Here is a 15,561-nt window from a genome sequence, read left to right on the forward strand (position 1 = left end):
ACGGTCGGCCGGCCATCAGCCGCGTCGGACTGTCCGTCGCTTCTGCTTGGCTGGCGCCATGTTCGCCGATCTGCCGCCCTTCGCGGCCTGGCGCTTCGTCGACGCGGTCGACGGGTTCGAGGTGATGTACGCCGAGCCGGGCCGACTGCGCGGGCACACCTCCGCCGTCGAGGACGGCGAGGCCTACGCGGTCACCTACGAGATCACGCTGGACGACCGCTGGCGGACCCGCCGGGTGCAGGTCTCGTCCGACACCGTGGCCGGCACCCGCACGACCGTGCTGGTCTCCGACGGGGACGGCCGGTGGACCGTGGAGGGCCACCCTGCGCCGCACCTCGACGGCCTCGTCGACGTCGACCTCGAGGCATCGGCATGCACGAACACCCTGCCCATCCACCGGTTGCGGCTGCCCGCCGACGAGGTGGTCACCGCGTCCGCGGTCTACGTCCAGGCCCTCGACCTCACGGCGCGGCGCCTCGACCAGACCTACCGGCGGCTCGACGACCACCGGTTCGACTACACCTCGGAGGGCGACTTCCGAGCCGTGCTCACATACGACGATGCCGGGCTGGTCCTCGACTATCCCGGCATCGCCGTTCGGTTCGCCTAGCAGCAGGCGGCCTCGCTCCTTCATCGATCAGCTGCGCCTGCGCGACAGGAGGCCTCCTCCGACCAACGCCAACTCGGCGAGGCCGAGTGTCGCGCCGGTGATCCACAGGGCGCAGGTGACCCACCCGAACACCGGCACCGTGGCGCCGACGTCTGCCTGCACGGCGACACCGCTGGTGGCGTCGGCGTTCATGATGACCGCCGTCCAGTTGCCGTTCCTGGGGGTCCAGGTCACGCTCTGGGTGCCGGGACCGCTCGTCTGGGCGATCCAGATGTCCGCGTCCGCCGGCGTGCTGGCCGGTGCTCCGCCGATGTGGTCGGTGTTCGTCGTCTCCTGGTCGTCGACGTCCTCGACCGTCGTGTAGGCGACACCGCGCAAGTACGCCTTGGCGTCGTCCGCGCGGGCGATGCCGATGAAGACCGAGGTGTCCGGGTCGGCGCTGGTGGCGCGCAGCCGCGCGCGGCCGAGGATCCAGTCACCGCTCAGTCCGTTGAGATCGACCTCCTTGACGGCGAGGGCGTGACCGCCGGTGTCGAGCGAGGTCTCGTCGGTGGTGAGGTAGTCACCGTCCCGACGGTCGTCGTCGAACCAGCTGAGCACGCCGGCGGTGGCGAGGGAGCCGGCGGCTCCGATCAGCAGGAACAGCCCCAGGACGAGCGCGACCACGCGGCGGGCGGACCGCCGGGGGGCCCGGACGGGCTGGGGGACGGGGGGTCGGGGGTGAGGGGCGGTGATGGTCATGGTGTTTCTCCTTGCTGAGGTCAGTAGTCGTTCGAGTGAGTGCGGCGCAGGTGCCGCCGAGCCGGGCAGTGTCGGGTGACACTGCCCGGCCTGGTGCGGGACTGGGTCAGTCCGTGACCACCGCCTTGAGGACATCGACCTTGGCGGCCGACCTGGCGGGTCCAAGCGCCGCGAGCACGCCGGCGACGGCAGCCAGGACGACGTACACGGCGATCTGCGGTGCGGGGATCGAGACTCCCGTGATGCCCTGGTCCTCGAGGACCCTGGACAGAGCCACCCCGATCCCGATCCCGAGGCCGGCACCGGACAGCGCGCCGATCAGCGAGATCACGACCGACTCCCAGCGGACCATCGCCCTGACCTGACCGCGGGTCATGCCGACCGCGCGGAGCAGACCCAGCTCGCGGGTGCGCTCGAAGACCGAGAGCGCCAGCGTGTTGACGATGCCGAGGAGCGCGATCACGACCGCGAGCAACAGCATCACGGTGACGAAGGTCAGCAGTCCGTCGATGAACCCGCTGGCCTCGGCCTCGTAGGCGTCCTGGTCCAGCACCTTGGCGTCCGGGTGGTCGGCCAGGGCCGCCGTGATGGCGTCCTGGACCTCGTCCCGATCGGCACCGGCCGCCACCTTCACCAAGGCGGAGGTGACGAGCTGCGGTCCTGCAAGGGCGTTCTGCTCGTCCAGCCCGATCACGAAGTTGTCCGTGACCCAGCCCTTGGAGTCGAAGATCCCCACGAGCTCGAGCTGGTGCTTGCCCGTGGCTGCGAACTCAGCGTCCACGGTGTCACCGAGCTCCCACCCGTTGCTCTCGGCGATGTCCCTGGAGACGACGACGGTGTCGTCCCCCAGCTCGGACAGCGAGCCCTGGGAGAGGTCGAGCTGCATCAGGTCGCCGGCGGTTGCCGGGTCGACCGCGGAGTAGCTCGTGTCATGGCCCTCGAACCTGGCCATGCCCCAACCGCTGGCAGCGACCGAGTCGACGCCCTCGACGTCCTCCACCGCAGCCACCACGGTCGGGCTGAACCCGGGGCCCTGGGAGCTCGCGCTGGTGACGTAGAGGTCGGCATCGGTCTTGTCACCGATGACTTCCCCGAAGGAGGTCTTCAACGAAGAGGCGAAGACGCTCATGCTCACGACCAGCGTGAGCCCGATCATGAGCGCTGCGGCGGTGGCAGCAGTACGACGCGGGTTGCGCACCGCGTTCTGCGTCGCCAGCTCGCCGGAGAGTCCCCGGAGCTTCATCGGAGCACCGATCGCCGCGGCCAGCGGACGCACCGCCATCGGGAGCGCGACGATGACTCCGACCAGCACGGAGAGCAGGCCCACGCCGAACACGACCATCGGTGCGTCGGCGTACAACGTGCTCAGGACACCTGCGGTTCCCAGGCCGAGGACGGTCGTTCCGACCAGTGCCCGCCGTTTGGAGAAGCTGCCGGTGTCGGCCGCGGACTCCCGCAGCGCCTCGACCGGACGCACCTTCGTGGCGCGGCGGGCGGGGACGAGCGCGGAGACGACGGTGACGAGGGTGCCGACGGCCATCGAGATGATGATGGTGCGGGGCTCCACCTGGAGCGACGTCGTCGGCAGGCTGAACCCGGCCACGTCCATGAGGACCTTGAGGCCCTTCGCTACTCCTAGGCCGAGCGCGACGCCGATCGCGGACGCTCCAGCGCCGATCAGGATCGCCTCGAAGAGCAGGCTCCGCTTGATCTGCCGTTTGGTCGCGCCGATGGCCCGCATGAGGGCGATCTCCCGCGAGCGTTGCGTGACGATCATCGTGAAGGTGTTCCAGATGATGAAGCCACCGACGAACAGCGCGATGCCGGCGAAGATCGAGAAGAGGATGTTGATCATCTTCATGTTGCTCTTGACGGCGTCGGCGTTCTCCTTCGACACCGCGTCGCCGGTCACCGCCTCCGTGCCTTCCGGCACGACGGCAGACAACCGCTCCGCGAGCTCGGCCTGAGAGATCCCGGGGTCCGCGCTCACCTCGATGGTGTCGAAGACGCCCGGGGTGCCCAGCACCCGCTGAGCGGTCGCTACGTCGAAGTACGCGGACGTGCTGCCGCCGAGGTCCTTGTCGTCGCCGAAGCCGACGGTGCCGACCACGGTGAACTCCTCGGTGGGTCCCTGGAACAGGATCTTGATGGTCGACCCGACCTCGATGTCGTTCTCCTCGGCGCTGGTGGCGTCGATGGCGACCTCGTGGGGTCCGTCCGGCGCTTCGCCGGCCAGCACCTTGACGTCGCCGCGGAGCTTCTCGTCGGCCGACATCGTGGCGCCCGTCGTGGGCAGCCCGCCCGGGGGGATGACGGCGTCGCCGTCGGTGTCGGTGAGCAGGGCGTACCCGCTGACCGATCCCTCCGCCGCGCGCACGCCTTCGACCTGCTCGACCTGGTCGAGGACGGCCGCGTCGATCGGGGCACGGCTGGTGCTGACGCCCTCCGAGGCCGAGTAGGCGGCCTCGGTCCGGACGACCGCGTCGGTGCCGGCGGCGACCTTGTCGAACAGCCGGTCGAACGCGGTGCCCATGGTGTCGGTGAGGACGAGCGTGCCAGCCAGGAAGGCGACCCCGAGGGCGATCGAGGCCGTCGTGAGCGCGAGCCGCAGCTTGTGCGCGAGCATGCCGCGGAGGGTGGTGGTCAACATGATCAGGCCCCCAGCGTCTTCATGTAGTCGTAGACCTCATCGGCGCTCGGCCGGCGCATCTCGTCGACGATGCGACCGTCCGCGAGGAAGATCACGCGGTCGGCGTAGCTCGCGGCGTTCGCGTCATGGGTGACCATGACGACGGTCTGGTTGAGCTCGGTGACGGCCCGGCGCAGGAACCCGAGCAGCTCGGCGCCCGAGCGTGAGTCGAGCGCGCCGGTGGGCTCGTCGGCGAAGACGATCTGCGGCTTCGACGCCAGCGCCCGGGCAGCGGCGACCCGCTGCTGCTGGCCGCCCGAGAGCTGGGCCGGCCGGTGGCCGAGCCGCTCCGTGAGGCCGACGGTCTCGACGATGGATGCCACCCAGTGCTCGTCGGGCGTGCGCCCGGCGATCTTCATGGGAAGCACGATGTTCTCCGCCGCGGTCATGGTCGGCAGGAGGTTGAAGGACTGGAAGATGAACCCGATCCGGTCCCGACGGAGGAGGGTGAGCCCCTTGTCGTCGAGGGTGCTGATGTCGGTGTCGCCGAGGAACACCTGACCGCTCGTCGGCTGGTCCAGCCCGGCGAGCATGTGCAGCAGCGTCGACTTGCCGGAGCCGGAGGGTCCCATGATGGCGGTGAACTCACCGGCACCGAGGCCCACGGTCACGTTGTCGAGGGCGGTGACGGTGGCGTCGCCGGTCCCGTAGCTCTTGTTGAGGTTGACGGCGCCGGCGGCGGTGGTGACCACTGCCGACTCCGTGGAAGTGATGACAGACATGTGAGTCTCCCGTTGGGTTCTTGGGTTGGTTTCCGCCCGGTCGGGCGAGGTGTGACCAGCACACGCGAGTCCGGCGCCGGTGCCGATGGAGGTGGGCGCACGCTCGGCGGGCGCTCCCCGTCCGGTTCCGACGGGCAGGTGTGCGGCCAACCCACCCGCAGGGTTCGGGGATCCCCCTCCCGCGGCCCGACCGCAGGGCGCAGACTGCACGGCATGGACGGAGTGATGAGCCTGCGCCGGCGGTCGCGCCGCGAATGGCTGGCGACCGCCCTCGTCGGCGCCGGGTTGCTCGCCTTCGTGACGCTCGTCTACGCCGTGGTCGTGCTGGCCGGCGGCGCGCTGCTGGGACGACCGACGTCGTCCCCCGCCGTCGCCCTCTCCGTCCTCGCCACGGCCGTGGTGGCGCTGACCTTCGACCGGGTGTCCTCGTGGCTCAGCGGGCTCGTCTCCCGGGCAGTGCACGGCGGGCGGCCGTCGCCGTACGACGTCCTGGGTCAGTTCTCCGGTACGGCGGCGGGCGGCTACGCGGCCGAGGAGCTGCCCTCCCGGATGGCGCGGGTGCTGGCCGTCGGGACCGGGGCGCAGTGGTCGCAGGTGTGGCTCGTCCTGGACGGCAAGCCACGTCTGGCAGCGCCCTGGCCTCCCGATGCGCCGCTGGACGCGGTGCTGGACCCGACCGACACGTCGGTGCGCGGCCGGCGCTCGCAGCCGGTCCTGCACGACGGTGAGCTGCTGGGGCTCTTGGTCGTCCAGGAGCGCGACCAGGTCCCGCTCACCTCGGTCGAGGAACGGCTCTTCGCCGGACTGGCCGTCCAGTCGCGGCTGGTGCTGCGCGGGGCCCGTCTGCGCGTCGAGCTCGAGCAGCGGGCGGCGGAGCTGTCCACGCGCGCCGAGGAGCTTCGAGCCTCGCGGCAGCGACTCGTCGACGCCCAGGACAACGAGCGGCGCGCGCTGGAGCGCGACGTCCACGACGGTGCGCAGCAGCACCTCGTGGCCCTCGCGGTGAACCTCCGGCTCGCCGAGACCCTGGCGGCGCGGTCGCCCGAGCGCGCCGTTCCGCTCCTCGAGGCACAAGAGGCGGCCGCCGCCCACGCGGTCGAGACCGTCCTCCAGCTCTCCCAGGGCATCTATCCTCCGCTGCTCGCGGACGGTGGCCTGGAGCCCGCACTGCGCGCGGCGTCGATCAACAGTGCGACGCCGGTCGACCTGACCGCGGACGGGCTCGGTCGCTACCCGCCGGGCGTCGAGGCCGCGGCGTACTTCTGCTGCCTCGAGGCCCTGCAGAACGCCGCCAAGCATGCGCGAGCCTCGACGATCAGGATCGAGCTGCGTGGCGCGCCCGACGGTTCGTTGACCTTCCGCGTCTCCGACGACGGCTGCGGCTTCGACCCCGACGGGATCCCGGCCGGCAGCGGGCTGACGAACATGCGGGACCGGCTCGACGCCGTCGACGGGGTCCTGACCCTGTCTTCGTCCTCCGGCTCGGGAACCCTCATCGAGGGCCGTATCCCGGGCGGGGAGAGATCGAGGTGAGCGCCCGGCTCGCTTGGGTCCTCGCTGGTCTGACCCTGGCCTTCGTGATCGGGGACGTCGCCGTGACCGCCGCCTACCGGCCCCTGTTCTCGGAGGCAGCGGTCGCAGAGCACGGCTTCCCGTTCACGCCCCTGGCCGTCCTCGGTTCCGCACTGATGGGGGCGGTCATCCTGACCAGGTACGAGGGGCATGCCGTCGGCATGCTGCTCAACCTGGTCGGCGTGGTGTCGGCCGCCTCCCTGCTCACCGAGGCCTACCATCTCTGGGTCCTCGAGGCGGGGGGACCCGGCCCGATGGGCGCGGCTGCCGTCGCCGGCTGGATCTCCAGCCTCACGAGCGGCCAGGTCGCGTTCGCAGGTCTCACGGTGATGTTCCTGGTCGCGCCCGACGGCCACTTCCTGTCGCCACGATGGCGCTGGGTCGGTGGGCTCGTGTTGGCCGGGCTGGTCCTCTGCACCCTCGTGCTCCTCTCCATCGAGCCGACCTCTTTCCGTCTGCGCGACTCCGACATCGGCGCCGTGCGTGGCCCCGTGTTCACGATCGGGTTCGCGCTGATCGGCTTCGGGCTCATCGCGGCGCTGGTCTCGATGGGCGTCCGCATCCGGCGGAGCGCGGGTGAGGAGCGGCAGCAGCTCCGGCTGATCGCGCTCGCGGTGGCTGCGCTCGTCGCCGGCCTCGCGAACTCGCTGGTCGTCCAGTCGCTCAACGGTGGGCGACAGACCTGGGCGGCCTCGCTGCCGCTCTTCATCGCGTACGTGCTCCTCCCCCTTGCCTTCGCGGTCGCGGCCCTGCGGTACCGCCTCTACGACATCGCGGTCGTGATCAACCGGACGGTCGTGCTCGCGGTGGGCTTCGCGTTCGCGGGCATCGGCTACACCGCGGTGGTCGTCCTCGTGGGTCGTCTCGTCGACACCCGCACCGGTGACCTGTGGCTGTCGCTGCTCGCCACGGCCGGGGTGGCGTTCGCCTTCCAGCCACTGCGCCGCGGCGTGATCCGCGTCGCCAACCGGGCGGCCTACGGATCCCGGGCCGTGCCGTACGAAGCGCTCTCGAGCTTCAGCCGACAGCTCGGCGACACCCCGTCGGCGACCGAGCTGCTCCCCGCCGTCGCGGAGGCAGCCGGGCGCGCCGTGGCTGCCCGACGGACCGTGGCAACCCTGCTCGGCGTCGACGGAGCCGTGGTCGACTCTTCTTCCTGGGGCGGGGAGGGGCGCGATCCGGCGACCGTCGGGCACGTCGTCCCGGTGCGCAGTGAGGGCTCGCTGCTCGGCACCATCCAGGTCGACGTCCTCAGGGCACGTCCGCTGCGCGCGTCGGACGAGCGCCTCCTGGCGGCCCTGGCCGACCAGGCGGCCGTCGCCTTCCGCAACGCCGCCCTGGAAGCCCAGCTGGCCGAGAAGGTGGCCGAGCTGGACCGGACCACGAGGGACCTCGCCGAGTCCCGGTCGCGGATCGTCGAGTCCGACGTCGTCGTACGCCGCGACCTGGAGGAGGCGATCTCTCACCGCGTCCTGCCGCGCCTGGTCGCGCTCCCCGAGCAGCTCCGGTCGGCCCGGGTGGCAGTCGCGAGCGGCGACCCGGCCCACGGGTTGGACGCTCTCGTCGCCGGCACCAACGAGGCACTGGAGGCCCTGCGGGAGCTCACCCGCGGCGTCTTCCCGACCCAGCTCGCCCGCGTCGGCATCGCGCCGACGCTGCGCACCTTCCTGGCGCGGGCGGACCCTGCGCCCACCCTGAACATCGTCGAGCCGGTCGCCTCCCGGCGGTTCCCCGACCGGGTGGAGACCGCTGTCTACTTCTCGTCCGTCGAGGCGACGCGGCTCGGCGCCGCCTCCATCGCGCTGCGGGCGGAGGGCGACGACCTGGTCGTCGAGATAGAAGGGCTCGCCGCCCGCGAGGTCGATCTCCGCGCGGTCGTCGACCGGGTCGAGGCGACCGGCGGGTCGATGTCGACGGTCGACGGCGGGCTGGAGCTGCGGATCCCGGCGGCGGAGCCGGCGCGAACGGCTCCGGTGTGAAGGCCTACCGAGCTCGCCCGGCGGCCCCCCAGATCTCCGCCAGCCGGTCGGGTCCGAACGCCGCCTTGGCCACGTAGGCAGTAGCACCCGAGCCGGAGATGTCGAACTCGTCCTCGTCGTACGTCGAGAGGAGGACGACCACCGGGGACGCGCCGGACGACGTGAGGCTGCAGGCGGCCTCGATCCCGCTGATGCCCGGCAGGTTGACGTCGAGGAGCACCAGGTCGGGGGCAAGCTCCGACGCAGCGGCGAGGGCCTCCTCACCGGTCACCGCGGTCCCGGCGACGCGGAAGCCAGCGGTCGCCTCGACCACGGCCGCCATCGCCTGGCGGAACGGCTCCTGATCATCGACGATCAGGACGCGAACATCGGTCACGTCACACACCTCCGCCGCCATTGTTCCCGGCGCGCACGGCGAGAGGGAGGGTGCTAGCCGCCCGTCGGGGGGTGGGTGCCCGCACCTCCGGTCGCTTCGAGGAAGACCAGGACGGCCATCACCCGCCGGTTGACGTCGGACTCGTGCACGAGGTCAAGCTTCTGGAAGACCGAGCTGATGTGCTTCTCCACGGCCCGCTCGCTCATGAACAGCGCCTTCGCGGTCGCTGCGTTGCTGCGCCCGCTCGCGAGCTCCTGAAGCACCTCGCGCTCGCGCTCCGTGAGCCCGAGCAGCGGCGAGCTCTCCTGGCTCGACTTGCGTGCCATCAGCCCCTCGACCACCTTCGGGTCCAGGGCGGAGCCGCCGCGGGCGACGGCATGCAGCGCCGCGATCAGCTCGTCGACCTGGGAGACTCGCTCCTTGAGCAGGTAGCCCAGGCCCTCGACGCCGTCGGACAGCAGGTCGAACGCGTAGTCGTCCTCGATGTATTGGGAGAGGACCAGCACCCCCGTCTCCGGGAACTCGGTCCGGATCCGCTTGGCGGCATCGATGCCCTCGGTGGTGAAGGTAGGGGGCATCCGGATGTCGGTGAGCACGGCGTCCGGGCGGTGCTCCGCAACCGCCGCGTGGAGCTCCACGGGATTGGTGGCGGTCGCGAGGAGCTCGATCTCTGGGGTCGCCTCCAGCAGCCCGGCGACACCCTCGCGCACGAGGTAGCTGTCATCGGCGAACACAACGCGGACAGTCACCCGCCCACTGTAGGGCGGAACGGCCGCTCCCGAGCCCGAGCCGCGTGACAGCCACCAGGAAGGTGGTGGCAGCCCCCGATGGCGTACGGCCTGCACCATGTCGACGGGACGTCGCGCGAACCTAGCGTCGCGGACATGGCAACCACTGCAATGACCTCCGCCTACGGGCGAGTCCTGAGGCTTCCCGGAGCACTGGCCTTCTCGGTCAGCGGCCTGGTCGCGAGGATGCCCATGTCCATGGTCAGCCTCGGCATCGTGCTGCTGGTCTCGACCCGCAACGGGTCCTACTCGCTGGCAGGGACGGTGTCGGCCGCCTTCCTGGTCGCCAACGCGTCGTTCGCCATCCTCCAGGCCAGGCTGATCGACCGGCTCGGACAGAGCCGGGTCTTGCCGACCGCGGCTCTGGGGTTCGCCGGCGGCCTGCTGGCCCTGATGCTGTTCGTCGAGCTCGACCTGCCGGCACCTTGGCCTCACCTGGCGGCGGCCGCCGCCGGGGCGACGCTCCCGCAGATCGGCTCGTCCATCCGGGCACGCTGGTCCCACCTGGTCGAGGACAAGCGGGACCTGCCTAGGACACCGAGTCCCGAGGGAACTCAGGCGGCGGAGCCGTGCTGACGTTGGCCGTGTCCCTGATGAGGCGGCGCGTCGGGTCGCTGCTGGGAGCCGGAGCCGCCGTCGGGATCGCAGCAGTGCTCATCATGTCCTGCGGCATCCTGCTGGAGTCCGCGCTGAAGAGCGCCGTCCCCGTCGAGCGGCTGGAGGGCGCCTCCGTCGTCGTGCAGGCCGACCCGACCATGACCTCCGGAGGGGAAGCCGGCCTGACGGTCCTGCTGCCCGAGCGGCCACGAGTGGACGCTGGTCTGGCGCTCCGGCTCGACAACCTGCCCGACGTCAGCCGCGCAGTGGCCGACCGATCGTTCGACGTCGGGATCGAGTTCCTGTCCGGCGACCCGGTCGGTGGGTCCGCCGACGGAGTCACCACCGGCCACGGCTGGAGCAGCGCGGCGCTGACGCCGTACCAGCTCGATGAGGGGAGGCGGCCCACGGGATCCACCGAGATGGTGCTGGGACAGTCCGAGGCGTCCACGCTCGCGGCCGAGGTCGGCGACCGCCTGCGGGTGGCCGGACCCACGTCGCAGCGCGTCTACACGGTGGTCGGGATCGCGAGCACGAGCGCCCCGGTGACCGACACCCAGATCTTCTTCCGGGACGACGTCGCGGAGGCCTTGTCGGGGACGGATGACCGCGTCGACCTGATCGGGATCGTCACCGCCGACGGCGTGTCACCGGCAGCCACGGCCGACCGCGTGGCCGAGGTGTTGCCGGAGGACCTGCGCGTCCTGACCGGCGACGAGCGGGGAGAGGCGGAGTCGCACGGTGGAGCGATCAGCAGGGAGGACATCGTCGCGGGCCTCACCATGTTCGGAGTGCTGGCCGCTTTCGTCTCCATCTTCGTGGTCGCGAGCGCCTTCGCCCTGTCCATCCACGGCCGCCATCGCGAGCTCGCCCTATTGCGGGCCATCGGCACGACTCGCGGGCAGCTACGGCGCCTGGTCGCCGCTGAGGCGCTGGTCCTGGCAGTTGCGGCGTCCGCGGTCGCGGCTCCGATGGCCGTCGGCTTCGCAGCACTCGAGCGATGGTTCTTCGTCCGCGTCGGGCTCCTCCCCGAGGGTGTCAGCCTGACGGTCGGCTGGCTGCCGTTCGTCGTGGGGCTCCTGGCTGCGGTCCTCACCACCCAGCTGGCCGCGAGGGCGAGTGCGCGCCGCGCATCTCGGGTCAGGCCGACCGAGGCGCTCCGTGACGCGGCTGTGCAACCGCGTCGGACCCCCCGGGTCCAAGTGCTGGCGGGACTCGTTCTCGCGGGCCTCGGCGTGTGGGTGCTCGTCGACTCCGTCGCCAAGATCGACTCGGGCGGTGCAGACACCGCAGCGCTAGCGAGCGCGATCTGGATGGTCAGCGCAGCGTTCCTGGCGCCGGTCCTGGCGCGTCCGTTCACAGCACTCGTCGGCATACCCGTGAGGCTGTTCGGAAAGGCATCAGGGCTCCTGGCGCGGGTCAGTACCCGCACCAACGTGCGCCGCGTCGCGTCGGTCGCCACGCCCGTGATGCTCACTGTGGCGCTCGCCGGCACGGTCCTCGTCTCGAAGACCACCCTGCAGCAGAGCGGCGAAGACGACAGCGCGGCACGGACGACAGCGGACCTGGTGGTGCGCACCGACGACGGTTCCCCTGTTCCTCGGACGGTGTCGCAGGCGACCTCAGGTCTCGAGGGGGTCGAGGCGTCCTCGGGGACCTTGACCACCTCGGTGGTCGCGAACGACGGCGACAACCTCCACCTGTTGCCGGCACTCGCCGTCGACCCGCGGACCATCGACAGAGTCATGGACCTCGACGTCACCGGCGGCTCGTTGACCGACCTGCGGGGGAACACGCTCGCGGTCCGCGAAGGAGCGCGTCCGGCTCTCGGAGAGATCGGCGACCGGGTCGAGATCCACCTGGGCGACGGCACGCCCGTCACGCTGCGCATCGCGGCGACGTACGCCCGTGGCCTGGGGTTCGCCGACGTCGTGATTCCCCGTGGCTTGGTCGCCGGTCACACCACCCGGGCGAACGACGACGCCGTGCTCGTCAGGCTCCGCGACGGTGCCGACCCCGGCGCCGTGGCCGAACGCATCGAACGGCTGGACGCCGCACCCGCCACCGACCTCCATGTGCTCACCCGGGCGGAGTACCTCGAGAGCCTTGCCGACGACGCAGCAGAGAGGAACGTCGGTCTCTACCTGTTGCTGGGAATCGTCCTCCTCTTCTGTGGGCTGGCCATCGTGAACACCCTTGGCATGGCGATCGGGCAGCGGGGTGAGGAGTTCGCCCTGCTCGGCCTCCTCGGGGCATCGCGGCGCCAGATCATCCGGATGGTGCGGACCGAGACCATGATCGTCGTCGCGTTCGGGGCGACCCTCGGGGTTCTCGTCGCGGCCCCTACAGTCGCCGTTCTCAGCTACAGCCTCACCGGGGACCTGGCTCCGGCCGCACCGATGCCGCTGTACGTCGGAGGAGGAGCCACGCTGCTTCTCGTCGCACTGATGGCTGGCAGCCTCCCAGCACGACGCGCGGTGAGGCTCCACTCGTCAGGCGTGATCGAGAGGATGTCGTGACCCGGCTGCCGCTGGGCGCGGACCGCCCTCAGGAAGTGGTGAAAGCCGCCCCGGGGTGTGCGGACAGCTGCATGTCGTCCGGGATGCTCGCGAACCTAGCGTCGGCTGCATGACCACGACAGCACTTCTCGACATCGATCTGCCCACGACGACCGCGCCCCCGAGCTCCGGCGTTGGCAAGCGCGTTGGCCCACGCGAGCGCAACGTGTTCCTGACGGCTACCGCCGCGGTGATGCTGCACATCGCCGACGACAACTTCCTCCAGCCGGAGCCCGGCGTCTCGGCCGGCGACCACCTGGTCAGCGGCCTCGTCCCCCTAGGACTGCTGGCCATCGCGGCAGCGGGGTACCTGCGGGTCCGGCCGGGGGCGCGAGCCGTGCTCGCGATCGTCGTCGGCCTGATGGGGATGGTGACCGGTTTCGCCGAGGCCGGCTACTACACGGTGACGGTGGGACCGTCGGGCGACGACTTCACCGGGTTGGTCGCCGGCTTCGCCGGCCTGGCTCTGCTCGGGCTCGCCGGGGCTGTCCTGTGGCGCACCCGGAAACCGGGCCCGACGCGGCGCCGCCGCTACCTCCGCCGCGGCCTCCTCGGCCTCCTCGGGGTGGCGCTCGTGGCCGAGGTCTTCGCACCCTTCGCAGGCGGCTACATCGCGACCCACGTGCACACTGCCGGCGTCCCGGAGGCACACCTCGGCGCGCCGTACGAGGACGTCACCTTCACCACCAGCGATGGCCTCGAGATCCACGGCTGGTACGTCCCCTCCCGCAACGGGGCTGCGGTGATCCTCCCCGGCCGGACCAAGTCGCAGCCGCACGCGCGGATGCTCGTGGAGCACGGGTACGGCGTGCTGCTCTTCGACCGGCGCGGTGAGGGTGCCAGCGAGGGAGATCCGCATCTCTTCGCCTGGCCAGGGGCACGCGACGTGCACGCCGCGGTCGAGTTCCTCGAGGACCAGCCCGAGGTGGACCCGGCAAGGATCGGCGGGCTCGGGCTGTCGATGTCCGGCGAGATGCTGCTCCAGGCCGCGGCCGAGAGTCCCAAGCTGGCGGCTGTGGTGTCCGAGGGAGCCGGCACCCGTTCACTGGAGGAGAAGCTCGCGGACTACTCCGCCGGCATGGTCGTACGGGGCTTCCATGGGCTCGTCGCCCACCAGGCGTCGCTGATGCTGTTCTCCAACGAGAGCACCCCGCCTAACCTTGTCGACCTGATGCCCGCGATCGCGCCGCGTCCCGTGCTGCTCATCTGGGCGCCGAACAGTCCCAACGGGGAGGGTCTCAACCCTACCTACCAGAGGCAGATCGGGCCGTCCGCCGACATCTGGACGCTTCACGACGCTCCCCACGTCGGCGGCCTGAAGACGCATCCTGAGGAGTACGAGCGCCGGGTCGTCGACTTCTTCGACCAGGCGCTGCTCGGGAGATAGGTCGACTAGGCAGCGGCGAGCCGGCCGACGCGGACCCGCCGCAGGGCCTCGCCCCAGAGCGTCACCTCGTCGAAGAGCGTCTCGAGGCTGCCGGACAGCTCGGGACGCGGAGCAAGTCGCTCGAAGTCCTCGAAGTCGAGGTAGAGCGACAGGCCGACGTACTGCCGCACGACCGGGACCTTGAGCTCGCCGAAGATCTGCCGGAGGTGCTCTGCTGCCCGGGCTCCGTTCTCGGCGCCGTAGGCGACCACGCCGGCGGCCTTGTGGTTCCGCTCGGCGAACAGGAAGTCGATGGCGTTCTTCAGCACGCCGGGGATCGAGTGGTTGTACTCCGGCGTGACGACGATGAACCCGTCGTACTCCGCGATGGTCGCGGCCCACGCGCGGGTGTGCGGCTCGGTGTACGAGCCGAGGATCGGCGGCATCGCCTCGTCGAGGTGCGGGAGCGGGTGGTCGGCAAGATCGACGACGTCGTACGTCGCGTCCGTCCGGCGCCGTGCCGCGTCGGCCACCCATGCGGCGACGTCGGCACCTCGCCGGCCGGGGCGGGTGCTGCCGACGATGATCGCGATCCTGAGCTTGTCGTGTTCGTTGGTCATGGCTCCACCGTGGCGGGGATGCCGGACCGGCGGGAGGCCGTGCTGAGGGTGGCCCCCGCAGGGCCACGCTGCCCAGCCGCCGGTGGGGGAGAATGGCGGGGTGATCGAAGGTGAGCTCGGCAGCTTCCTGCGGGCGCGCCGGGAAGCGGTGCGGCCCGAGGACGTCGGCCTGCCCAGGGGCGAGCGCCGGCGGACGCCCGGGCTGCGTCGTTCGGAGCTGGCGACGCTGGCGGGCATCAGCGTCGAGTACCTGACCCGGCTCGAGCAGGGACGGGACCGGCGACCCTCGACCCAGGTCGTGGCCGCGGTCGCGGACGCGCTGCGACTCGATGCCGCCGACCGGTCGCACCTCCACCAGCTGGTGGCGCTGAGCCAGGGCACCGAGCTCGTCTGCGGTGACGGCTGTCCCGGAGCGCGCGATGTGCCGCCGGGCCTGCTGACGTTGCTCGACCGGCTCGAGCCGACCCCCGCCGTGCTGGTCGGTCCGCAGACCGAGCTGGTGGCCTGGACCGACGCGTTCGACCGGCTGGTCCGGCCGCTCGGGATGCTCGACGACGCGCGACGGGAGCTGCTCCGCTACGCCTTCTCGGACGACCGTGCCCGCGGCGCGGTCGCCGACTGGACGGTCCTGGCCGACGCGCTCGTCACCTGGCTGCACGTCCACAGCGGGCCGGGCACCGGCGCCGTCGTCGCCGAGCTCTCCGCCACGCTCGGCAGGGAATTCACGTCGCGGTGGGAGAGCCGGCCGACGGGGACCTGCGACCTCGGGCTGCGAGCAGTCGTGCACCCCGAGGTCGGCCTGGTCCGGATCTCACCCGAGGTGCTCCTGGCAGGCGACACGCTGACACTGGTGGTCCTGCTCCCCGCCGACGGAGCAGCCCAGGCCGCGCTCGACCGGCTGACCGGCCGGCACCCCGGCGCGCTACGTCAGGTCTTGCCCTAG

13 protein-coding genes are annotated in these 15,561 nt (G+C 71.3%); 7 read left to right on the forward strand and 6 right to left on the reverse strand.

Going from position 1 to position 15,561, the window contains the following annotated elements:
* Window positions 1–58: 58 nt before the first annotated feature.
* Window positions 59–610, forward strand: a complete 552-nt coding sequence (locus SHK19_RS21800; RefSeq protein ID WP_322937455.1) for a putative glycolipid-binding domain-containing protein — start codon at window positions 59–61, stop codon at window positions 608–610.
* 27 nt (window positions 611–637) lie between these two features.
* On the opposite strand, the gene SHK19_RS21805 is transcribed toward SHK19_RS21800, so the two are convergent.
* From SHK19_RS21805 to SHK19_RS21815, 3 genes are all read right to left on the reverse strand, one after another.
* Complete coding sequence (locus SHK19_RS21805) at window positions 638–1,351, reverse strand: hypothetical protein (protein ID WP_322937456.1); 714 nt, start codon at window positions 1,349–1,351, stop codon at window positions 638–640.
* 106 nt (window positions 1,352–1,457) lie between these two features.
* Window positions 1,458–4,001, reverse strand: coding sequence for an ABC transporter permease (locus SHK19_RS21810; protein ID WP_322937457.1), 2,544 nt, complete (start codon window positions 3,999–4,001; stop codon window positions 1,458–1,460).
* A gap of 2 nt (window positions 4,002–4,003) precedes the next feature.
* Window positions 4,004–4,762, reverse strand: coding sequence for an ABC transporter ATP-binding protein (locus SHK19_RS21815; protein ID WP_322454290.1), 759 nt, complete (start codon window positions 4,760–4,762; stop codon window positions 4,004–4,006).
* A 213-nt stretch (window positions 4,763–4,975) separates the two neighbouring features.
* On the opposite strand from SHK19_RS21815, the gene SHK19_RS21820 reads away from it, so the two are divergent.
* Entirely contained in the window at window positions 4,976–6,295 is a 1,320-nt protein-coding gene (locus SHK19_RS21820) for a GAF domain-containing sensor histidine kinase (protein WP_322937458.1), read from the forward strand.
* Window positions 6,292–8,313 carry a hypothetical protein gene (locus SHK19_RS21825; RefSeq protein WP_322937459.1) on the forward strand — a complete coding sequence of 674 codons (2,022 nt, stop codon included), beginning with the start codon at window positions 6,292–6,294 and terminating at the stop codon, window positions 8,311–8,313. The genes SHK19_RS21820 and SHK19_RS21825 overlap by 4 nt, the downstream gene beginning before the upstream one ends.
* 4 nt (window positions 8,314–8,317) lie before the next feature.
* Here the strand turns inward: SHK19_RS21825 and SHK19_RS21830 are convergent, their stop codons facing one another.
* A complete protein-coding gene (locus SHK19_RS21830; protein WP_322454287.1) occupies window positions 8,318–8,689 on the reverse strand; it encodes a response regulator in 372 nt (123 codons plus the stop codon).
* Between the two features lie 53 nt (window positions 8,690–8,742).
* Entirely contained in the window at window positions 8,743–9,438 is a 696-nt protein-coding gene (locus SHK19_RS21835) for a response regulator transcription factor (RefSeq protein WP_322937460.1), read from the reverse strand.
* 135 nt (window positions 9,439–9,573) lie between these two features.
* Here SHK19_RS21835 and SHK19_RS21840 point away from each other — a divergent pair, with 135 nt between their 5' ends.
* The 3 genes from SHK19_RS21840 (at window position 9,574) to SHK19_RS21850 (ending at window position 14,019) form a co-directional block, all read left to right on the forward strand.
* Window positions 9,574–10,053 (forward strand): hypothetical protein, encoded by a 480-nt coding sequence (locus tag SHK19_RS21840; RefSeq protein WP_322937461.1) that lies wholly within the window; start codon window positions 9,574–9,576, stop codon window positions 10,051–10,053.
* A complete protein-coding gene (locus tag SHK19_RS21845; RefSeq protein WP_322937462.1) occupies window positions 10,047–12,593 on the forward strand; it encodes an ABC transporter permease in 2,547 nt (848 codons plus the stop codon). Before SHK19_RS21840 ends, SHK19_RS21845 begins: the two co-directional genes overlap by 7 nt.
* Before the next feature lie 109 nt (window positions 12,594–12,702).
* A complete protein-coding gene (locus SHK19_RS21850) occupies window positions 12,703–14,019 on the forward strand; it encodes an alpha/beta hydrolase (RefSeq protein ID WP_322937463.1) in 1,317 nt (438 codons plus the stop codon).
* A 5-nt stretch (window positions 14,020–14,024) separates the two neighbouring features.
* On the opposite strand, the gene SHK19_RS21855 is transcribed toward SHK19_RS21850, so the two are convergent.
* Window positions 14,025–14,618 carry an NADPH-dependent FMN reductase gene (locus SHK19_RS21855; RefSeq protein WP_322937464.1) on the reverse strand — a complete coding sequence of 198 codons (594 nt, stop codon included), beginning with the start codon at window positions 14,616–14,618 and terminating at the stop codon, window positions 14,025–14,027.
* A gap of 100 nt (window positions 14,619–14,718) precedes the next feature.
* On the opposite strand from SHK19_RS21855, the gene SHK19_RS21860 reads away from it, so the two are divergent.
* The gene (locus SHK19_RS21860) at window positions 14,719–15,561 is read left to right on the forward strand and encodes a helix-turn-helix domain-containing protein (RefSeq protein WP_322937465.1); all 843 of its coding nucleotides are present in this window, start codon (window positions 14,719–14,721) and stop codon (window positions 15,559–15,561) included.

Origin of the sequence: Nocardioides bizhenqiangii, from assembly GCF_034661235.1 — a bacterium.
Classification (GTDB): domain Bacteria; phylum Actinomycetota; class Actinomycetes; order Propionibacteriales; family Nocardioidaceae; genus Nocardioides; species Nocardioides bizhenqiangii.